Origin of the sequence: Actinosynnema sp. NPDC050801 (assembly GCF_040673975.1) — a bacterium.
In the GTDB taxonomy this organism is placed as follows: Bacteria; Actinomycetota; Actinomycetes; order Mycobacteriales; family Pseudonocardiaceae; genus Actinosynnema.
The window spans coordinates 15,479-34,835 of sequence record NZ_JBFAQZ010000010.1 but is presented as its reverse complement, the minus strand read 5'-3'; the positions used below and the strand labels follow the sequence as shown (position 1 = coordinate 34,835).

Genomic DNA, 19,357 nt, shown 5'->3' with positions numbered 1-19,357 from the left:
TCGTGCCCAAGAAGGTCGGCCACTGGATCGGTGGCAAGCCGTGGAGTGGCGACAGCGCGCGCTACGGCGACGTGTACGACCCGGCGACGGGGCAGGTGGCCGGCCGGGTCGACTTCGCCGACGAGTCCACCGTGGACGCGGCGGTGACGGCGGCGCGCGAGGCGTTCGCCTCGTGGCGCAACGCGTCGCTGGCGCAGCGGTCGAACGTGATGTTCGCGTTCCGCGAGCTGCTCAACGCCCGCAAGGGCGACCTGGCCGCGATCGTCACCGCCGAGCACGGCAAGGTGCTGTCCGACGCGGCGGGGGAGGTGCAGCGCGCGCTGGAGTCCGTGGAGTTCGCGTGCGGCATCCCGCACCTGCTCAAGGGCGGGTTCAGCGAGAACGCCTCCACCCGGGTCGACGTCTACTCGATCCAGCAGCCGCTGGGCGTGGTCGGGGTGATCTCGCCGTTCAACTTCCCCGCCATGGTGCCGCTGTGGTTCGTGCCCAACGCGATCGCGTGCGGCAACGCGGTGGTGCTCAAGCCGTCGGAGAAGGACCCCTCGGCGGCGAACTTCATCGCGGAGCTGTTCGCTGAGGCCGGGTTGCCCGACGGCGTGCTGAACGTGGTGCACGGCGACAAGGTGGCGGTCGACCGGATCCTGGAGCACCCGGACGTGAAGGCGGTGTCGTTCGTCGGGTCGACGCCCATCGCGCGGTACGTCTACGAGACCGGTACGCGGCACGGCAAGCGCGTGCAGGCGTTGGGCGGTGCGAAGAACCACATGGTCGTGCTGCCGGACGCGGACCTCGACCTGGCGGCGGACGCGGCGGTGTCGGCCGGGTTCGGCTCGGCGGGCGAGCGGTGCATGGCGATCTCGGTGGTCGTCGCGGTCGACCCGGTCGGCGACGAGTTGGTCTCGAAGATCGCGGATCGCATCCGAGACCTGCATGTCGGCGACGGCCGCCGTGCCGGCTGCGAGATGGGCCCTTTGGTGACGGGCGCGCACCGCGATCGTGTGCTGTCTTATGTAGACAATGGACAAACCGAAGGCGCCTCGCTGGTCGTAGACGGTCGACTGCATGCAATCGACGGTGCGTCCGAGGGGTTCTGGCTCGGGCCGACGCTGTTCGACCACGTCGGTACGGACATGTCGATCTACCGCGACGAGATCTTCGGGCCGGTGCTGTCGGTGCTGCGGGTGCCGGCGTACGACGACGCGCTCGATGTGGTCAACGCCAACCCGTACGGCAACGGCACCGCGATCTTCACCAACGACGGCGGCGCGGCGCGGCGGTTCCAGAACGAGGTCGAGGTGGGCATGGTGGGCGTGAACGTGCCCATCCCGGTGCCGGTGGCCTACTACTCGTTCGGCGGGTGGAAGGACTCGCTGTTCGGCGACTCGCACGCGTACGGCCCCGAGGGCGTGCACTTCTTCACCCGCACCAAGGTGGTCACCGGCCGGTGGCTGGACCCGTCGCACGGCGGGGTCAACCTGGGTTTCCCGCAGAACACCTGAGGCAACCGGTGCCGGGTGATCCGACACCGGCGGATCACCCGGGCCCAAGTGACGACGAATAGTTCACGCTGACGTGTGCTCGGCGCTCTTACTCGTGACACTCGATCACGAGGGAAGGCGCCGGGATGGATCCGATGCTGGTGGCGTTGGCGACCGCGGTCGTCGTGCGGGGCATGTCCCTGGTCGGCCTGTGGCTGCGACTGCGCGCGGTGGTGGCGTTGTCGCGGCAGGAGAAGCATGGACGAGCGTGAACGGCTGCTCGACGCGTCGACCACCGAGGTGGTCGCCGGGTTCAGCGCCTACTACCGGGCGGACCTGGCGCGGTTGGTCGCCTTCCTTGCTGTGGCAGGGCGCGCGGCTGGCCGACGCGGCGGAGATCGCCGGTCAGCTGAAGATTGAGTCGGCCGCCGTGCGGGCGAGCCTGAAGAAGGCCAGGCGCAGGCTGGCCGAGCTCATGGGGGAGCGGCCATGAGGTTCGAGCCGCACGAGCGGTTGGTGCGCGAGGTGCTGATCCCGGCCAGGCACGGCGAGGTGACGTCGCGCCTGGCGGACGTGCTGGACGTGGACGCCGGACGACCCGGTTCCGACCGTAGACCTGGAGTTCGAGGCGATCCAGGAGGCGCTCGACGACCTGACCGGCGTCGACCTGCGCGAGGTCGACCTGTCCGGGGTGGTGTTGGACGGTATCCGGTGGTCGCGCGCGACCACCTGGCCGCCGCACCTGCGCGAGCGGGTCGAGCAGGACTCGGTCGAGGTCGAGCCGGGCCTGTTCGAGATCCGGCCCGGCCCGTCCGCTGATCGTGATCGCTACTTCGCCTGAGCCGCCGCCAGTGCCTGGGGGAGGGGGTCGTAGCGGCTGAACCGACGCGTGTAGGTGCCGGTGCCCGAGGTGAGCGAGCGCAGCTCCACCGCGTACCGGAGCAGTTCGGTGGCGGGCACCTCGGCGCGGATCACCGTGTAGCCGGGGCTCTCCGCCTCGGTGCCGAGCACCCGGCCACGCCGGCCGGACAGGTCGCCCAGCACGGTGCCGAGGTGGTCGTCCGGCAGCCGCACGCTCACCTCGTCCAGGGGTTCGAGCAGCACGGTCTTGCCGTTGGCGGCGGCCTCCTTGAGCGCCAGCGCGCCCGCGGTCTGGAACGCGGCGTCCGACGAGTCGACCGAGTGCGCCTTGCCGTCCACCAGCGTCACGCGGATGTCCACCACCGGGTGCCCGCCCTGCAGCCCCCGTTCGAGCTGCGCCCGCACGCCCTTCTCGACGCTCGGGATGAACTGGTGCGGCACGGCGCCGCCGACGATCTTGTCCACGAACTCGAAGCCGGACCCGCGCGGCAGCGGCTCGACCACGATGTCGCACACCGCGTACTGGCCGTGGCCGCCGGACTGCTTCACGTGCCGCCCGTGGCCCCTGGCCTCGCCTCCGAACGTCTCGCGCAACGCCACCCGCACCGGCTCGGTGTCGACCTCCGCGCCGCCCGCGCGCAGCCGGGCCAGCACGACGTCCGCGTGCGCCTCTCCCATGCACCACAACACCAGCTGGTGGGTCTCGGCGTTGCGCTCCAGCCGCAGCGTCGGGTCGCCCGCCACCAGCTTGCCGAGGTTGCGCGCCAGGTTGTCCTCGTCGCTGCGGCTGCGCGGGACGACGGCGACCGGCAGCAGCGGTTCCGGCATCTCCCACGGCGCCACCAGCAGCGGCTTCTCCGGCGCGGACACCGTGTCGCCGGTCTCGGCGGAGCCGAGCTTGGTCAACGCGCACAGGTCGCCCGCCACGCAGTACGGCACCTCGCGCAGGTTCGCGCCCAGCGGCGAGTAGACGTGCGCCACCCGTTCGTCCACGTCGTGGTCCTCGTGACCGCGATCGGCCATGCCGTGCCCGGACACGTGCACCGGCCTTTCGGGGCGCAGCGTCCCGGAGAACACGCGCACCAGCGAGACGCGGCCCACGTACGAGTCGACCGCCGTGCGGACGACCTCGGCCACCAGCGGGCCGTTCGGGTCGGCCTCCATGCGGGGCTGCGGGATGCCGTCCACGCCGGTCACCTCGGGCAGCGGGTGTTCCAGGGGGGAGGGGAACGCTCGGGCGATGCCGTCGAGCAGCTCGGGCAGGCCGAGGCCGCTCAGCGCGCACACCGGCATCACCGGGTGGAACGAGCCGCGCGCGACCGCCGTCTCCAGGTCCGCGATGAGCGTCGCCTGGTCGATCTCCTCGCCGCCGAGGTAGCGGTCCATCAGGGTCTCGTCCTCGCTCTCCGCGATGATCCCCTCGATGAGCGCGTTGCGCTGCTCCTCGAAGCGGGGGTCGTCGGTGACGAGCAGGTTGACCAGGCCGTCGGGCTCGTCCGGGAGCGGCAGGTACAGCGGAACCACGCCCGCGCCGAACGCCGCCTGGCACGAGGCGATCTCGTTCAGCACGTCGGCGCGCTGGTGGTCGGTGCGGGCGACCACGACCGCGCGCGGCATGCCCACCATCGCGCACTCCTCCCACAGCGCCACGGTGGCCGGGTCGACGCCTTCCGCCGCGCTGACCACGAACAGCGCCGCGTCGGCCGCGCGCAGACCGGCCCGCAGCTCGCCGACGAAGTCCGCGTAGCCGGGCGTGTCGATGAGGTTGATCTTGATGTCCCCGTGCTGGACCGGGGCGACCGCGAGACCGACCGACCGCTGCTGGCGGACCGCGGCGGGGTCGTGGTCGCACACCGTGTTGCCCTCGGTGACCGATCCCGGTCGGGTCAGCACGCCGGTGCTGGCGAGCAGGGCCTCGGCGAGCGTCGTCTTGCCGGAGCCGGACGGGCCGACCAGCACGACGTTGCGGACCTTGGCCGGGTCGTCCACAGCGACCGCGCCTGCCGAGTGGCCGTTGTCGGAGTGTTTGCTGCCCATAGGACCCACCCTCCACAAGTATTTAGTGTCCGATCTCACACCCGTGTGGCGCGGGGGACAACCCCAAACGGCCACACCCAACCCGGCAGGAGGAATCCGGTCGGCGGCCGTCACCACGGTGGACGCCGGTCACCGCGCCGTCGGTGGCCGTGCCGCCGTTGCGGCGGGTGGCGTGCGCCACTACCTGCGAAGGAAGTGGAAGTGGCCTGCCGAGAACGTGCCTGATTGGCATGCTTCGGCGGTCCACGTCGGCCGTACCATGGGTGGTGTTCGCCCCCTACTTCGAGAAAGGCTGGTCGTGACCACTTCACCCGACGCCGGCACCCAGGTCACCGGCACTTCCCGCGTCAAGCGGGGCATGGCGGAGATGCTCAAGGGCGGCGTGATCATGGACGTGGTCAACGCCGAGCAGGCCAAGATCGCCGAGGACGCCGGCGCCGTGGCCGTCATGGCGCTGGAGCGGGTGCCCGCCGACATCCGCGCGCAGGGCGGCGTGTCCCGGATGAGCGACCCGGACATGATCGACGGCATCATCGAGGCCGTCTCCATCCCGGTGATGGCCAAGGCCCGCATCGGCCACTTCGTCGAGGCGCAGGTGTTGCAGTCCCTCGGTGTGGACTACGTCGACGAGTCCGAGGTGCTGACCCCTGCCGACTACGCCAACCACATCGACAAGTGGCAGTTCACCGTGCCGTTCGTGTGCGGTGCGACCAACCTGGGCGAGGCGCTGCGCCGCATCACCGAGGGCGCGGCGATGATCCGCTCCAAGGGCGAGGCCGGCACCGGCGACGTCTCCAACGCCACCACGCACATGCGCAAGATCCGCGCCGAGCTCCTGCGGCTGCAGAACCTGCCGACCGACGAGCTGTACGTCGCGGCGAAGGAGCTCCAGGCGCCGTACGAGCTGGTCCGCGAGGTGGCGGAGGCCGGCAAGCTGCCGGTCGTCCTGTTCACCGCGGGCGGCATCGCCACCCCCGCCGACGCGGCGATGATGATGCAGCTGGGCGCCGAGGGCGTGTTCGTCGGGTCGGGCATCTTCAAGTCCGGCAACCCGGCGCAGCGCGCGGAGGCGATCGTGAAGGCGACGACCTTCTACGACGACCCGGACGTGATCGCGAAGGTGTCGCGCGGCCTGGGCGAGGCGATGGTCGGCATCAACGTGGACGAGATCCCCGAGCCCCACCGCCTGGCCGAGCGCGGCTGGTAGTCCCCGACGTGACCGCGGCCCGCCGGACTCCCGGCGGGCCGCGGCCGTGTCAGGAGACGGGGTACACGTCGATGTCGACCTGATGCCCGTTCGAACCGGCCAACTTCGCGTCGGTGGTCACCAAGGGCACGCCCAACCGCTCGGCGAGGGCGACGTAGAACGAGTCATTCGTGCTGATCGATTCGCGCAGGCTCCAAGCGCGCTCGACCAGTCCCTGGAGGGCGAACCGCTCGACCGGCGCGGTGCAGATGAACGAGAACGCTGTGCCGGCCTGCTCGCTGGACAGCTCCTCCCTGCGCTCCATCCGGCGCAAGACCTGCATCGCTTCCACATCGAGCAGGACCGGTGCCGCCGCGGTCGCATTCGACAGTCGCCGCAGGAGCATCCGGTCGGGCGCCTTGCCCGCCACGACCTCGATGAGCGCCGAGCAGTCGACGACGATGTCGATGGCCGTCACCTTTCCTCCTCGCGGATCTCGCTGATGGTCCGCTGGATCGTCTCGCTGGTGACTCCCCAGTCGCGATCGGTGGCGGCCTGGACCCACTCCTCCATGGTGGGTTTGGCAGCCATGTCCACCAGGTGGTTCCGGAGGTAGGCGGTGAGCGACATCCCGCGAGCGCCGGCGCGGGACTGGAGGATGTCGACCACGTCGGCGGGCACGTTGCGGATGTGGACCGGCTTCGTGTCGCGCTCGCTCATGTCGTCGACTATAGGTGGGGCGGTTGCTGTCTGCATGCAAGATCTATCGGCCGTTCGGCGGACCGACTGGATCGCTCGAACGTGCGTTCTACACGTGCTCCGAGACCAGCAGGGCGGTCGTCCCCCGTTCGAGTGCCTGGGCCGTGTGCGGGATGTCGCCGGGGTAGAGCACGTAGTCGCCGGGGCCCAGTTCGACCGGCTCGGTCTGCGGGCCGGCGAGCATGCGGCCACTGCTGACGATCACGTGTTCCAGGGTCCCCGGCATGTGCGGCTCGGACTCGCGGGCCGGGCCCGGTTCCAGTTGGAGCATGTAGATGTCGCGCCGGGCGCCCGGTGGGCAGGACGCCAGCAGGGTCGCGGTGTAGTTGGCGCGTTCCGAGTAGATGGCCGGTCCCTCGCCCGCGCGGATCACGCGGACGCGGGGTGTCGGCGGGTCGACCAGCCGCGAGAACGGCACGCCCAACGCCACGCCGAGCGCCCACAGCGTCTCCACGCTCGGGTTGCCGCTCGCCGACTCCAGCTGGGACAGCGTGGACTTCGCGATGCCCGCCCGCTTGGCCAGCTCGCTCAACGACAGCCCGACGCGCTCGCGCTCCCGTCGCAGCGAGGCGGCGATGACCTCCAGCGGAGCGCCTGTGTTCGACATGACAGTCCAATCGTTCGGCTTGACGAACGCCTTCTTACTGTTCATCGTAGAAGACGATGCGTTCGACATGGCGAACATTGGATTCTCGGCTGCTGCGTGACGTCGCCGCGGTGGCCGCCGGCGCCGCGGTCAGCGGAGCGTCGTTCGGGGCGATCTCCACCGGCGCGGGTCTGCCGTGGTGGTTGCCCGTGGTGATGTCGCTGCTGGTCTTCGCGGGCGGCTCGCAGTTCATGGCGGTCGGGGTGGTGGCCGCCGGCGGCAGCCCGGCCGCCGCGGTGCTCGCCGGCCTCCTGCTCAACGTCCGCCACCTGCCGTTCGGCCTGGCGGTCGGCCACGTGCTGGGCAGGGGCCTGCTCCACCGGCTCGTCGGCAGCCACCTGCTGATCGACGAGACGACCGCGTTCGCGCTGGCCCAGAGCGACCCGCGCAAGGCCAAGGCCGCCTACTGGTCGTGCGGCGTCGCCCTGTTCATCGCCTGGAACGCCGCCGTGCTCGCGGGCGCGCTGATCGGCCGCAACATCGGCGACCCCAACGCGTTCGGGCTCGACGCGGCGTTCCCGGCGGCGCTGCTCGCGCTCCTGCTGCCCGCGCTCAAGGACCGGGCCACCCGGCACGCCGCGCTGCTCGGCGCCGCGATCGCGCTGGCCACCACGCCGCTGCTGCCCGCGGGCGTCCCGGTGCTGTTCGCCCTGGGCGGCCTGCTGATCACCGCACGACAGGGGGTGAAGACGTGACGCTGACCGCCGTACTGGTGCTCGCCGCGGGCACCTACGCGTTCCGCCTGGCCGGACCGCTGCTGCGCGACCGCGTCCGGCTGTCCGCCCGGGTCGAGCTGCTGATGTCCACCTCGGCGACCGTGCTGCTGTTCGCCCTGGTCGTCACGGCCTCGCTGACCAAGGGGCAGGGCTTCGCGGGCCTCGCCCTGCCGATCGGCGTGCTGGTGGGCGGGGTGGCGGCCTGGCGCAAGGCGCCGTTCGTGGTGGCGGTCGTGCTGGCCGCCGTGACGACCGCCTGCCTGCGGCTCGCCGGCGTGCCCTAAGCGGCCTCGGACAGGTACGACACGTTCAGCAGCACGATCCGGCGGGCGCTGATCGCCGTCGCGCCCACGTCGGGCAGCACGGAGGTCCCGGTCTTCTCCGGTGCGCGGTAGGTGATCGGACCGGTGAGCGTCAGCTCGCGATCGGCCACGTCCTCGGCCGCCCGGCTGAACGACAGCAGCCGACCGGCCACGTACGACCCGTCGTCCAGCACGCAGCCGACGAAGACCGCGGCGCCGGGGTGCGCGGTGAACAGCAGCGTCCACGCCGAGACGCTCGACTCGTGCTCCCTGACCCGCCGACCACCGGCCAGGAACGCCACCAGCGTCGCCACTGCCAACATCCCGATGCCCCAGCCCAGCAGCTGCGCGTAGTGCTCGACCGCGTACCGCTGGGGTGTCCGCACGATCGCGCCGACGTCCGGTGTCCACGACGGGAACGCGATGCGCAGCACCGCGAACAGCGCGAGCACGGCGCCGTTGGCCACCACGCTCACCAGCGCCACGGTGGTGGTCTCCCGGAACGCCGACTGCGTGCGACCGGACCGCACCCGCTCCTGGCGCAGCACGAACGCGAAGCCCGGCGCGAGCAGGATCAGGAACAGCACCAGCCCCACCACACTGGTCGGCACCAGTTCTCCCTCCCCGGACGCCACCGGCTCGCGTAGCGTAATCGTGTCGGCACACTCGTAGGGGAGGTACGTGGTGTCCACGCATGACGACCCCGACCGCACGCCACCGCGGGGATTCCCGGCGCCGGACTACCGGGTCGGGCCGGTTCCCGGGCCCGGGCAGAACCCGCCCGACTATTTGCAGCCCGGCGGGGGTCAGACCGGCCAGTTCGTCCACCCGCAGGCCGCGGTGCCACCGCAGGCCGCGACCACACCTCAGGACGCGACGCCACCGCAGGCCGGTGGGCCGGATCGACCCGGTCGCGTGGCCGGGGGATTCCTCGGCGTCCCGCCCGCCGGTCAGTTCGTGCACCCGCAGGCCGCGGCGCCACCGACGGCCGGTCGACCATTCCCAGCCGGTGGCGGGGGCATGGGCGCAGGCCGCGGCCAGTTCAGGCACTCGCAGGCGGTTGACCCGGGGGTGGCGGACGCCAGGTCCGCCCCCTCGTCCGGTCCGCGTGCTGATGCCGGTGACGGCGATCGGCGGTACCTGCTCGACGCGGACGAGGAGGCCGGCCTGTGGAGCGCCGCGCCGCCGGTGATCGGCGAGCCCGACTCGCTGCCGTCGCCGATCACCCGACCTCCCGCGCCGAACCCGCGGCCCGCACCGCGGCCCGCACAGCACGAGCAGGCGGCCGGGACCGAGCCGCGCAAGCGCTCGTTCTGGTCGAAGGTCACCGGCCGCGAATCGTGATCGGTTACAGGTAGGCGCTCAGCCGGTCCGCGAGCCGGTGGCGGTCCGACACCGCGCCGAACTCGGGCTCGGCGCCGCTCTCCCTGCCCGCCAGCACGTCGTCCACGAACCGCGCCACCGCGTTCGGCGGGGGCACGAGCGGCCGGCCGAGGTGCGCGATGATGAGCGGCTTCTCGGTCGGGTCGGTCTCCACCGCGATCGACCAGCCGCGCTGCTCGTTCCACAGCAGCATCAGGTCACGTCCCGGCCCCTCCAGGCCCAGGTACGCGGTGGCCGTGTCGCTGACCTCGAACTCCGTGCCTTCGGGCGGCACGCCGATCTCCTCGGCCACCGCCTGCACGTACCGGGCAAGTCCGAGGCTGATTTGAGCGCTGTCGTCCATGAGCACCATTCAACTCCTCTCAGCGGGCGATCGGTGCGGTGAGCCACGTCTCCGGGATCCCGAAGGCGTCCACGAGGGCTCGGGCGTGCGGGCGGAGCCGGCCGCACAGCTCGTTCACCGCCTGCGACACCGCCTTGGCCCGCTGCGGCGTGAGCCTGCCGTGCTCCAGGAACCACGCCCGGTCCGCCTCGATCGTGCTCAACGCGTACAGGTCGCACACCTGGTCCAGCAGGGTCGTCGCCTCCGGGTCGTCGCACCGGTCCACCGCCGCCACGAACGCCTCCAGCACCACCCGGTCCACGTGCACCCGTGCGGCGTGCAGCACGTGGTCCTGCGCGGCGTTGAACACGTCGAACGCGTCGTCCCGGGACGCGCGCCGCAACCGCCGCGCCAACCCCTCCAGCACGTGCTTCTCGCGGTCCTCGAACTGGCGCACCTGCCAGCCCCGGTCCAGCAGCGCGTCCGAACTGCCCGACACCAGCCGGTCGATGATCGCGCGCGCCGCCGTCCGCTCGATCACCACGCCTACCGCCTGGTCGGCCACGAACCTCGCCATGCCCCACGGGTCCAGGTCGCCTACGTGGTCGCGGTAGCTGGTCAGCAGGCCCTTCGCGACCAGTTGCAGCAGCACCGTGTTGTCGCCCTCGAAGGTGGTGAACACGTCGGTGTCCGCCTTGAGCCCGGCGATCAGGTTCTCCGACAGGTACCCGGCGCCGCCGCACGCCTCCCGGCACGTCTGGATGGTCCGCGTGGCGTGCCAGGTCGCCACCGCCTTCAACCCGGCCGCCCGCGACTCCAGCTCCCGCTGCTGCCGGTCGTCGGCCACGTCGTGCAGGGCCGACACCAGCTCCTCCTGCGCGAAGTGCAGCGCGTACGACGTGGCCAGCGCGGGCAGCAGCCGCCGCTGGTGCGCCAGGTAGTCGAGCACCACGACCTCGGCGCCGGTGTCGGGCCGGGTGAACTGGCGCCGCGCGTCGCCGTACCGGACGGCCACCGCCAGCGCCTTCTTGGTCGCGCTCCCCGCGCCGCCCGCGACGCTGATCCGCCCGCGCACCAACGTGCCGAGCATGGTGAAGAACCGGCGGCCGTCGCCCTCGACCGGGCTGGTGTACGTGCCGTCCGGCGCGACGTCGCCGTACCGGTTGAGCAGGTTCGCCCGGGGCACGCGCACGCGGTCGAACCACAGCCGCCCGTTGTCCACGCCGTTGAGGCCCGCCTTCGGCCCGCAGTCCTCGATCCGCACGCCCGGCATCGGCGCGCCGGAGGCGTCCCGGATCGGCACGAGGACCGCGTGCACGCCGTGCGTCACACCGCCGGTGACCAACTGCGCGAACACCACGGCCATCCGCCCGTCACGGGCCGCGTTGCCGATGTAGTCCTTGCGCGCCGAAGGGTCCGGCGTGTGCACGACGAACTCCTCGGTGTCCGGGTCGTAGGTCGCCGTGGTGCGCAGGTGCTGCACGTCCGACCCGTGCCCGGTCTCGGTCATCGCGAAGCAACCCGGCAGGTCCATGCCCATGATCGCGGGCAGGTACCGGTCGTGGTGCTCGGCCGTGCCCAGCGCCTGCACCGCGCCGCCGAACAGGCCCCACTGCACGCCCGCCTTGACCATCAGCGACAGGTCGCCGAACCCGAGCACCTCGAACGCCACCACCGAGCCGCCCACGTCGTCCCGGCCGCCGTACGCGGCGGGGAACCCGATCAACGGGTGGCCGCCGTCGGCCAACGCGTGCAGCTGCTCCAGCACCCAGGCCCGGTACTCCTCGCGCTCCAGGTCGGCCGCGGGTTTGAGCTCGCCGAGCAGGTCCAGCGAACGGCGGCGCACCGACGCCCACCTGCCGTCGAGGAGGTCACGCAACGCTTCGGTCCCCATGGTCATTGTTAACACATGTTCACCGAGCGGGCTCGACGGCGCACTTGTGGGCGGCTGCCACAGGTGTTCGACTGCCGGGGTGATCATCGAGTACACCCGCTACCGCGTGCCGGCCGACCGCGCCGAGGCGTTCGAGGCCGCCTACCGCCGTGCTGCCGCACACCTCGCCGCCGCGCCAGAGTGCCACGACTTCGAGCTGACCCGCGACGGCGAGGAGCACGTCGCCCGGCTGACCTGGGCGGCGGACCCGGAGGGGTTCCGCGCCGGGCCGCACTTCGGCCCGTTCACCGCCGAACTGGCGGACTTCGCCGCGCACGCGTCACCGCCGCGACGGCACGAGCCGGTCGGCATCGGCAGGCCGACGCCCACGCTGTACGAGTGGGCGGGCGGCGCGGAGGCGTTCGAGAAGCTGTTCCACGCCTTCTACCTGCGCGTACCCGAGGACGAGCTGCTGGCGCCGCTGTTCGCGGGCATGGACCCCGAGCACGCGCACCACGTCGCGGACTGGCTCGGCGAGGTCTTCGGCGGACCGCGGGCCTACTCGTCGTCGCGCGGCGGGCACCGGGGGATGGTGGGCAGGCACGTCGGCAAGGGCATCACCGAGCCGCAGCGCAGGCGGTGGGTCTCGCTCCTGCTCGACACCGCCGACGACGTCGGCCTGCCGGGCGACCCGGAGTTCCGCTCGGCGTTCGTCGGCTACCTGGAGTGGGGCACCCGGATGGCGGTGATCTTCTCCACGCCGGGCGCGCAGGGGAACCCGGCCGAGCCGATGCCCACGTGGGACTGGGGGAACGTGCGGCCCTGGCAGGGGTAACGGGTGCGCGGCTCCGACACCTCCACCGTGCACGGCGTCCGGTCGCCGGGGGAAGCGGCTCCGGCCCGCGTCACGACCACCGGTCGCCGCCGGTCGGTGGCACGGTGTGCTTGCGGACGTGTTGGAACAGCAGGTTCGTCTGCACCTCGCTGACCTCGCGGCGGGTGGTGAAGCGGTCCAGGACCAGGCGTTGCAGGTGTGCCGTGTCGGCGACGGCGACGTGCACCAGGAAGTCCTCCGGTCCCGCCACGTGCGACATCGCCAGCACCTCGGGCAGCGTCAGCACGTAGTCCATGAACGGTTCCACGATCGCCCTCGTGTGCGGTCGGACCCGGACCGCGATGATCGCCTGCACCGGCCGGCCCATCGCGGTCAGGTCGACCTCGGCGTGGTAGCCGGTGATCACGCCGCGCTCGCGCAGCGACCGGTGCCGGACCACGCACGTGGACGCGGCCACGTTGACCCGGTCGGCCAGGTCCTTGTTCGGCAACCGAGCGTCCTTCTGCAGCTCCTGCACGATCGCCGCGTCCACCGAATCCAGCACGTCGAACTCCTCCACTCGCCGAACAGCCTGCGGAAGTTTCCCCCGACGACCGACGATATGTCCAAGATTCGCGCATGACCCGGTTGCGAACGACGGCGGTGCACGGTGGGCGCGACGACCTCGCCGACCTCGGTGTGCACGCCCTGCCGATCGACCTGTCCACCACCTACCCGATCCCCGACCAGGTCGAGGGCGGCGACGCGCTGCAACACCTCGCCGAGGGCGCCGCGCACGCCACCTCGCCGGTCTACGCACGGCTGCACAACCCGACCGTGGCCCGGTTCGAGCAGGCCCTCGCCGCGCTGGAGGGCACGTCGGCCGCCGTGGCGTTCGGCAGCGGCATGGCCGCGGTGACCGCCGTGGTGCAGGCCGCGTGCGTGCTCACCGGCAAGCCGCACGTGGTCGCGGTGCGCCCCATCTACGGCGGCACCGACCACCTGCTGTCGTCCGGCCTGCTCGGCGTGCGCACCACGTACGCCGCGGCCGACCGGGTCGCCGACGCGATCACCGCCGAGACCGGGCTCGTCGTGGTGGAGACGCCCGCCAACCCCAACCTGGACCTGCTCGACATCGCCGCCGTCGTCGCGGGGGCCGGTGACGTGCCGGTGGTCGTCGACAACACGTTCGCCACACCCGTGCTGCAGAACCCGGCGGCGCACGGCGCGACCTACGTGCTGCACTCGGGCACCAAGTACCTCGGCGGGCACGGCGACGTGGTCGGCGGCGTGGTGGCGTGCGCCGAGGAGCACGCCGGGCCGCTGCGCCAGGTCCGGATCATCACCGGGGCCGTGCTGCACCCGCTGGGCGGCTACCTCATGCACCGCGGCCTGGCCACGCTGCCGCTGCGCGTCGAGGCCGCGCAGAAGAGCGCGGTCGAGCTGGCCGCACGGCTCCACGCGCACCCCGGCACGGGCCCGGTGCGGTACCCGGGCCTGCCCGGCGCCGACCCGGCCGGCCTGCTCGGCACGCAGATGCGCGGTCCGGGCGCGATGCTCGCGTTCACCACCCGCGAGGACCCGGCCGCCGTGGTGCGCAGGCTGCGGCTCGTCACGCCCGCGGTGAGCCTCGGCTCGGTCGACTCGCTGATCGAGCACCCCGCCGCGCTGACCCACCGGCTGGTGCCCGACACCGCGCGCGAGGCGTCCGGCGTGCCCGCCAACCTGCTGCGCCTGAGCGTGGGCCTGGAGGACGTCGAGGACATCTGGGACGACCTCGACCGAGCCCTGCACGGGCATTGTGAACAGGATTACATCAAGTCTTCCTCAAGCGATTTCCGCGAGCCCGCCGCGAGCCACTAGCGTTTCGCCGTCACGGTTTGAGCGCAGCACGCGAGTCGGCCGCCGTCGAATGCCCCAATCGGGCTGTTCGGCTGCCGGACCTGCTACAACGGGTCATCGCACGCCTGGCGCCCGAGCCGTGTCCGGAAACCGGTGAACGCGATGAATGCCGTGTTGCCACCGGAGTGGCGTGGCGCGATTCGGCATTCCGCTCGGCCGACCGGCCATTTTCGCCCGCCGCCCGACCCCGGTCGGGCGGACCGTCGGGCGGATCGCGTTCCGGCTCCTCCCAGTGCTCGCCGTGCCGTCCGCCGCGGTGCGGGCGAGCCGCCCGAGCCCGTCGTTCGGCGGCCCACCAGGCCGACGAGCGGGTCGCGGTGCGCGACTGGCGCGCCGCGGGAAGACCGAACGGCCGGGCGGGTGCCACGAGCACCCGTCCGGCCCGGTCACCTAGGCTGGTGGCAGTTGACCCAGGAGGAAGCCCAGCCGTGTCCGTCGTCGGTGTCCTCGCCCTGCAGGGCGACGTCCGTGAGCACCTCGTCGCGTTGGCCGAGGCCGACGTGCTCGCCCGTCCGATCCGCCGGCCCGAGGAGCTGGCCGAGGTCGACGGCGTGGTGCTGCCGGGCGGCGAGTCGACGACCATCAGCCGGCTGCTCGCCACGTTCGACCTGCTGGAGCCGCTGCGCGCGCGCATCAAGGACGGCATGCCCGTCTACGGGTCGTGCGCAGGGATGATCCTGCTGGCCGACCGGGTCCTGGACGGGCGGCCGGACCAGCACCAGCTCGGCGGTCTCGACATCGTGGTGCGCCGCAACGCCTTCGGCAGGCAGGTCGATTCCTTCGAGGCCGAACTCGACTTCGTCGACGTGGGCGAGGTGCACGCCGTGTTCATCCGCGCCCCGTGGGTGGAATCGGCGGGATCGGACGTGGAAGTACTCGCCCGGGTGCCCGAATCGGAGGACGCGGGAGGGGCCGCCGGTAGGATCGTCGCGGTTCGGCAGGGGCACGTGCTCGCCACCTCGTTCCACCCGGAACTGACCGGTGACGGGCGAGTGCACCGCCTATTCGTGGACATGGTCCGTGCCGCGGGCTGAGTATTGACGGAGGACGAATGAGCGGCCACTCAAAGTGGGCGACCACCAAGCACAAGAAGGCCGCAATCGACGCCAAGCGCGGCAAGCTCTTCGCGCGGCTGATCAAGAACATCGAGGTGGCGGCCCGCACCGGCGGTAGCGACCCCGACGGCAACCCGACCCTGTACGACGCCATCCAGAAGGCGCGGAAGAACTCCGTGCCGCTGGACAACATCGAGCGCGCCCGCAAGCGCGGCGGTGGTGAGGAGGCGGGCGGCGCGGACTGGCAGACCATCATGTACGAGGGCTACGGGCCCAACGGCGTGGCGGTGCTGGTCGAGTGCCTGACCGACAACCGCAACCGGGCCGCGTCCGAGGTCCGCACCGCGATGACCCGCAACGGCGGCTCGATGGCCGACCCCGGCTCGGTGGCCTACATGTTCACCCGCAAGGGCGTGGTGATCGTGCCGAAGGGTGACCTGGCCGAGGACGACGTGCTGATGGCCGTGCTCGACGCGGGCGCCGAGGAGGTCAACGACCTGGGCGAGAGCTACGAGGTCGTGTCCGAGGCGGGTGACCTGGTCGCGGTGCGCAAGGCGCTGCAGGACGCCGGGTACGACTACGAGTCGGCGGAGGCGAACTTCCTGCCCTCGGTGACCGTGCAGCTGGAGGTCGAGGGAGCGCGGAAGATCTTCAAGCTGATCGACGCGCTCGAAGACTGCGACGACGTGCAGAACGTGTTTGCGAACTTCGACGTCACCGACGAGGTGATGGAGGAAGTCGGCGCGTAGCGGAACGTGTTCGCACTGCGTGAGATTCCACGTCACCGACGAGGTGGCGGAGGAAGTCGGCGCCTAGCGGAACGTGTTCGCACTGCGTGAGATTCCACGTCACCGACGAGGTGATGGCCGAGGTCGGCTGACCCCTCACCAGTGTTGCGCGGCTCCGCGTCGGTGGTGCCGGCGCGGAGCCGTCGTGCCATGCGCCGCACCCGGCGCGGCGGCTTGTGCGGGCTTGACGGGAGCAACGGGCACAATGGCCGGGTGTCGAACCCCAACGCCCCCTCTGCCCAGGACCTGAACCTGCGCAACTGGCTGTTGGCGCAGGCCGAGCAGCACGGCCACGCCGTGGTCACCGTGCCCGAGGACGAGGAGGGCGCCGGGTACGCGTTCTCCGTCGGCGCGTGGCGCCGGTTCGGCGTCGCCGAGGCGGTCGTGCTGGGCCTGCCGCCCGAGCACGCCCAGGTGCTCATCCGCGCCTACGTCGACCGGGCCCGCCGGGGTGAGCGGTTCGTGCCGGGCAGGCTGTACTACGACTTCCTCGACGGCGTGCCGGTCACGTTCGAGCGCGTCTTCAAGGGCTTCTACCCGGAGTTCTTCGGCAGCGCCTTCCTGCTCTACGGCAAGGGCGACTTCGCCGCGCTGCAGATCATCCTGCCGACCGCGGAAGGTCGGTTCCCGTGGCACCACGACGCGCCGATGGGCTTCGGCGACTGGCAGCTGCTGCTGACCGAGAGCGGTCGGCCGGAGAGCTGGGAGCCCGGCGTCAACGGTCCGTGACCGCACCCGACGCGTTGTCCGGGATGTGTTGTCAGGTGCGGCCGACCGACCGCTGACAACACCCGGTGGGCTATCAATGCCCTGTGCGTCGAGACGTCGGGGACTCCGCACGCTGCGAGGGGGAGGTGCGCCCCGTCCCGCGTAGTAGGGGAGCTGCGCGGGACGGGGCGTGCGCCACGGTGCTTGGTCACGGGGGCCCCGCCCGTGCCAAGGAATGGGCCGCGGGGAGAGCTTCCGATGGGCTCTCCCCACGGTGGGACCCGCCCGCGACGCCCGTTACGGCGTGCGACCGAGGAGGGCGATCAGCCTGGTCTGCGGGTCCGCGTCGTCGGGCACCGGCACCGGCGGGTCGAACACCCCGCTCGCCGCCCACGACTCGGCGTCGCGCCCGACGTGGTCCAGCACCGCCTCGGCCAGGTCCGGGTCGATCCGCTCGTCCACCCCGATCGCGCGGGCCAGGTCCCAGGCGTGCACGGCCAGGTCGGACGTCATCTGCCAGCCGTACTCGACCGACGTGGCCTTGCCGTAGCTCAGGTGCACCGGCTTGAGCAGCGCCTTCGGCGCGATCCACGCCTCGCGCGCCGCGGCCGCCGCCAGCACCCACGAGTGCAGCGGGTCGTCGCCGAGCTGGTCGCCGTCGAACCGGTCGCCCACCTGCTCGATCGTGCAGCCGGCCAGCAGCTCGGGTGCCCACAGCTGCTCGTGGACCAGGTGGTTGACCAGGTCGTGGACCGACCACTCCTTGCAGGGTGTGCCCCAGTCCCACTGCTCGGGGCGCACCTGCCGCACCCGAGAGTCGAACTCCGTCATCGCGCGTCCGTGAGCCTCGATCAGATCCACCCCCCGAGTGCACCAAAGGTTGAACCGGAGCGCACCCCGAGGCTGTGCGCTGGGCCACTCGGCCGTACGCGAATTTCGGCCAGTACACCCGTACGGCGTAGCGTGACCCGGTACGCCGGCGGTGACATCGTTGACACAGGAGGAACCAGTGAGCGCCACGAGCGCCGTCTCCAGCCCGCAGCGGGGCTTCTTCGGGCACCCCCGAGGACTGTCGACGCTGTTCTTCACCGAACTCTGGGAGCGCTTCTCCTACTACGGGATGAAGGCGATCCTCGCCTACTACCTGTACAAGACCGCCGACGAAGGCGGCCTCGGGCTCGACAAGAGCTTCGCGCTGTCGCTGGTCGCCATCTACGGCGCCTCGGTCTACATGTCCGGTGTCGCGGGCGGCTGGCTGGCCGACCGGGTGCTCGGCGGGCAGCGGGCCGTGTTCCACGGCGGCGTGCTGATCATGTTCGGGCACGTCGCGCTGGCGCTGCCGATCGGCGTGGCGGGCGTCTACACGGGCCTGATCCTGATCGTGCTCGGCACCGGTCTGCTCAAGCCGAACATCTCCACGGTGGTCGGCGGGCTGTACGACCGGGACGACCCGCGCCGCGACTCGGGCTTCACGATCTTCTACATGGGGATCAACCTCGGCGGTTTCCTCGCGCCGCTGGTGTGCGGCTTCCTCGGCGAGACCTACGACTGGCACCTCGGCTTCGGCGCGGCGGCGGTCGGCATGGCGCTGGGCCTGGTCGTGTACCGGCTCGGTCGGCGCGGCCTGGGCGACTCGGCCGCCGCGCCGCCGTTCCCGCTGCCCGCGGCCGAGCGCGGCCGGGTGATCGGTCGGATCGCGGCCGTCGCGCTGGGCTCGGTGGCCGTGGTGGCGCTGCTGGTGGTGCTCGGCGTGCTGGGCGCCGAGGGTGTCATCAACCTGATCAGCCTGCTGTCGGTGCTGCTGCCGGTCGGCTACTTCGCGGTGATGATCCGCAGCCCGCGCACCACGCCGGTGGAGCGGTCCCGGGTGATCGGCTACATCCCGCTGTTCATCGCGGCGGCGATGTTCTGGCTGCTGTTCGAGCAGAGCGCCACGGTGATCGCCGCGTTCGCCGACACCAGGGTCGACACCACGTTCCTCGGCGTGGCGTTCCCGCCGTCGTTCGTCCAGTCGATCAACCCGGTGATGATCATCGCGATCGCGCCGCTGTTCGCGCTGCTGTGGGTGAAGCTGGCCAAGCGCCAGCCGTCGACGCCGCGCAAGTTCGGCTACGCGCTGCTGCTGGTCGGCCTGTCGTTCCTGCTGATGATGATCGCCGGCCAGGGTGACCCGTCGGTGCGGGTGAGCTTCCTGTGGCTGGTGCTGATGTACCTGGTCATGACCTGCGGCGAGCTGCTCCTGTCGCCGGTGGGTCTGTCCGTGACGACGAAGCTCGCGCCGCGCGCGTTCGCCTCGCAGACCATGGGCCTGTGGTTCCTGGCCACGGCGGCGGGCTCGGGTGTCGGCGCGATCGTGGTGCGCTGGTACAGCGACGAGAACGCGGTGGCGTACTTCGGCGTGCTGGGCGCGGTGGCGATCGGCCTCGGCGTCGCGCTGATCATCGCGACCAAGGCCATCCACCGGTTGATGCAGGGCGTGGACTGACGTGACCCCTCGGTGAGGGGCGCGTGGAGTGCGCCCCTCACC

Annotated in this window: 23 protein-coding genes; 14 read left to right on the top strand and 9 right to left on the bottom strand. The window is 71.6% G+C overall.

Annotated features, from left to right (window positions below):
* Positions 1 to 2: 2 nt before the first annotated feature.
* The 4 genes from AB0K14_RS22590 to AB0K14_RS22575 all read left to right on the top strand — a co-directional run bounded on the left by AB0K14_RS22590 (position 3) and on the right by AB0K14_RS22575 (position 2,319).
* Positions 3 to 1,499 (top strand): CoA-acylating methylmalonate-semialdehyde dehydrogenase, encoded by a 1,497-nt coding sequence (locus tag AB0K14_RS22590; RefSeq protein ID WP_360457176.1) that lies wholly within the window; start codon positions 3 to 5, stop codon positions 1,497 to 1,499.
* 125 nt (positions 1,500 to 1,624) lie between these two features.
* Positions 1,625 to 1,750, top strand: coding sequence for a hypothetical protein (locus AB0K14_RS22585; RefSeq protein ID WP_360457045.1), 126 nt, complete (start codon positions 1,625 to 1,627; stop codon positions 1,748 to 1,750).
* Positions 1,751 to 1,836: 86 nt separating this feature from the next.
* Complete coding sequence (locus tag AB0K14_RS22580) at positions 1,837 to 1,971, top strand: hypothetical protein (RefSeq protein WP_360457048.1); 135 nt, start codon at positions 1,837 to 1,839, stop codon at positions 1,969 to 1,971.
* Between the two features lie 201 nt (positions 1,972 to 2,172).
* Complete coding sequence (locus AB0K14_RS22575; protein WP_360457052.1) at positions 2,173 to 2,319, top strand: hypothetical protein; 147 nt, start codon at positions 2,173 to 2,175, stop codon at positions 2,317 to 2,319.
* Here AB0K14_RS22575 and AB0K14_RS22570 read toward each other — a convergent pair.
* Positions 2,307 to 4,376, bottom strand: coding sequence for an elongation factor G-like protein EF-G2 (locus AB0K14_RS22570; RefSeq protein WP_360457055.1), 2,070 nt, complete (start codon positions 4,374 to 4,376; stop codon positions 2,307 to 2,309). The two genes, AB0K14_RS22575 and AB0K14_RS22570, sit on opposite strands and share 13 nt — an antisense overlap.
* 298 nt (positions 4,377 to 4,674) lie before the next feature.
* On the opposite strand from AB0K14_RS22570, the gene pdxS reads away from it, so the two are divergent.
* Positions 4,675 to 5,583, top strand: a complete 909-nt coding sequence (gene pdxS, locus AB0K14_RS22565) for a pyridoxal 5'-phosphate synthase lyase subunit PdxS (protein WP_360457058.1) — start codon at positions 4,675 to 4,677, stop codon at positions 5,581 to 5,583.
* A gap of 49 nt (positions 5,584 to 5,632) precedes the next feature.
* Here the strand turns inward: pdxS and AB0K14_RS22560 are convergent, their stop codons facing one another.
* The 3 genes from AB0K14_RS22560 to AB0K14_RS22550 all read right to left on the bottom strand — a co-directional run bounded on the left by AB0K14_RS22560 (position 5,633) and on the right by AB0K14_RS22550 (position 6,928).
* Entirely contained in the window at positions 5,633 to 6,040 is a 408-nt protein-coding gene (locus tag AB0K14_RS22560; protein WP_360457061.1) for a type II toxin-antitoxin system VapC family toxin, read from the bottom strand.
* The gene (locus AB0K14_RS22555; RefSeq protein ID WP_360457063.1) at positions 6,037 to 6,282 is read right to left on the bottom strand and encodes an antitoxin; all 246 of its coding nucleotides are present in this window, start codon (positions 6,280 to 6,282) and stop codon (positions 6,037 to 6,039) included. The genes AB0K14_RS22560 and AB0K14_RS22555 overlap by 4 nt, the downstream gene beginning before the upstream one ends.
* 88 nt (positions 6,283 to 6,370) lie before the next feature.
* Complete coding sequence (locus AB0K14_RS22550; RefSeq protein ID WP_360457066.1) at positions 6,371 to 6,928, bottom strand: XRE family transcriptional regulator; 558 nt, start codon at positions 6,926 to 6,928, stop codon at positions 6,371 to 6,373.
* A gap of 56 nt (positions 6,929 to 6,984) precedes the next feature.
* Between AB0K14_RS22550 and AB0K14_RS22545 the strand changes: the two genes are divergently transcribed.
* Positions 6,985 to 7,662, top strand: coding sequence for an AzlC family ABC transporter permease (locus AB0K14_RS22545; RefSeq protein WP_360457069.1), 678 nt, complete (start codon positions 6,985 to 6,987; stop codon positions 7,660 to 7,662).
* Positions 7,659 to 7,967 (top strand): AzlD domain-containing protein, encoded by a 309-nt coding sequence (locus AB0K14_RS22540; protein WP_360457072.1) that lies wholly within the window; start codon positions 7,659 to 7,661, stop codon positions 7,965 to 7,967. Before AB0K14_RS22545 ends, AB0K14_RS22540 begins: the two co-directional genes overlap by 4 nt.
* On the opposite strand, the gene AB0K14_RS22535 is transcribed toward AB0K14_RS22540, so the two are convergent.
* Positions 7,964 to 8,596 carry a DUF6338 family protein gene (locus AB0K14_RS22535; RefSeq protein WP_360457074.1) on the bottom strand — a complete coding sequence of 211 codons (633 nt, stop codon included), beginning with the start codon at positions 8,594 to 8,596 and terminating at the stop codon, positions 7,964 to 7,966. The two genes, AB0K14_RS22540 and AB0K14_RS22535, sit on opposite strands and share 4 nt — an antisense overlap.
* A gap of 73 nt (positions 8,597 to 8,669) precedes the next feature.
* Between AB0K14_RS22535 and AB0K14_RS22530 the strand changes: the two genes are divergently transcribed.
* A complete protein-coding gene (locus tag AB0K14_RS22530; protein WP_360457077.1) occupies positions 8,670 to 9,329 on the top strand; it encodes a hypothetical protein in 660 nt (219 codons plus the stop codon).
* 4 nt (positions 9,330 to 9,333) lie between these two features.
* On the opposite strand, the gene AB0K14_RS22525 is transcribed toward AB0K14_RS22530, so the two are convergent.
* Both AB0K14_RS22525 and AB0K14_RS22520 read right to left on the bottom strand, forming a co-directional pair.
* The gene (locus AB0K14_RS22525) at positions 9,334 to 9,720 is read right to left on the bottom strand and encodes a DUF6292 family protein (protein ID WP_360457080.1); all 387 of its coding nucleotides are present in this window, start codon (positions 9,718 to 9,720) and stop codon (positions 9,334 to 9,336) included.
* 10 nt (positions 9,721 to 9,730) lie between these two features.
* Complete coding sequence (locus tag AB0K14_RS22520) at positions 9,731 to 11,590, bottom strand: acyl-CoA dehydrogenase (protein ID WP_360457083.1); 1,860 nt, start codon at positions 11,588 to 11,590, stop codon at positions 9,731 to 9,733.
* Between the two features lie 73 nt (positions 11,591 to 11,663).
* Here AB0K14_RS22520 and AB0K14_RS22515 point away from each other — a divergent pair, with 73 nt between their 5' ends.
* The gene (locus tag AB0K14_RS22515; protein ID WP_360457086.1) at positions 11,664 to 12,398 is read left to right on the top strand and encodes a group II truncated hemoglobin; all 735 of its coding nucleotides are present in this window, start codon (positions 11,664 to 11,666) and stop codon (positions 12,396 to 12,398) included.
* A gap of 70 nt (positions 12,399 to 12,468) precedes the next feature.
* Here the strand turns inward: AB0K14_RS22515 and AB0K14_RS22510 are convergent, their stop codons facing one another.
* The gene (locus AB0K14_RS22510; protein ID WP_360457089.1) at positions 12,469 to 12,942 is read right to left on the bottom strand and encodes an Lrp/AsnC family transcriptional regulator; all 474 of its coding nucleotides are present in this window, start codon (positions 12,940 to 12,942) and stop codon (positions 12,469 to 12,471) included.
* Positions 12,943 to 13,016: 74 nt separating this feature from the next.
* Between AB0K14_RS22510 and AB0K14_RS22505 the strand changes: the two genes are divergently transcribed.
* The 4 genes from AB0K14_RS22505 (at position 13,017) to AB0K14_RS22490 (ending at position 16,851) form a co-directional block, all read left to right on the top strand.
* On the top strand, positions 13,017 to 14,240 hold the full coding sequence (locus tag AB0K14_RS22505) for an aminotransferase class I/II-fold pyridoxal phosphate-dependent enzyme (RefSeq protein WP_360457092.1): 1,224 nt from the start codon (positions 13,017 to 13,019) through the stop codon (positions 14,238 to 14,240).
* A 467-nt stretch (positions 14,241 to 14,707) separates the two neighbouring features.
* Positions 14,708 to 15,313, top strand: coding sequence for a pyridoxal 5'-phosphate synthase glutaminase subunit PdxT (pdxT, locus tag AB0K14_RS22500; RefSeq protein ID WP_360457095.1), 606 nt, complete (start codon positions 14,708 to 14,710; stop codon positions 15,311 to 15,313).
* 17 nt (positions 15,314 to 15,330) lie between these two features.
* Positions 15,331 to 16,083, top strand: coding sequence for a YebC/PmpR family DNA-binding transcriptional regulator (locus AB0K14_RS22495; RefSeq protein ID WP_360457098.1), 753 nt, complete (start codon positions 15,331 to 15,333; stop codon positions 16,081 to 16,083).
* A gap of 252 nt (positions 16,084 to 16,335) precedes the next feature.
* Positions 16,336 to 16,851 carry a DUF4262 domain-containing protein gene (locus tag AB0K14_RS22490; protein WP_360457101.1) on the top strand — a complete coding sequence of 172 codons (516 nt, stop codon included), beginning with the start codon at positions 16,336 to 16,338 and terminating at the stop codon, positions 16,849 to 16,851.
* A 276-nt stretch (positions 16,852 to 17,127) separates the two neighbouring features.
* On the opposite strand, the gene AB0K14_RS22485 is transcribed toward AB0K14_RS22490, so the two are convergent.
* Positions 17,128 to 17,661: a TIGR03086 family metal-binding protein gene (locus AB0K14_RS22485; protein ID WP_360457104.1), complete on the bottom strand. Its 534-nt coding sequence runs from the start codon at positions 17,659 to 17,661 to the stop codon at positions 17,128 to 17,130.
* A gap of 178 nt (positions 17,662 to 17,839) precedes the next feature.
* Between AB0K14_RS22485 and AB0K14_RS22480 the strand changes: the two genes are divergently transcribed.
* Complete coding sequence (locus tag AB0K14_RS22480) at positions 17,840 to 19,315, top strand: peptide MFS transporter (protein ID WP_364338606.1); 1,476 nt, start codon at positions 17,840 to 17,842, stop codon at positions 19,313 to 19,315.
* Positions 19,316 to 19,357: the final 42 nt, after the last annotated feature.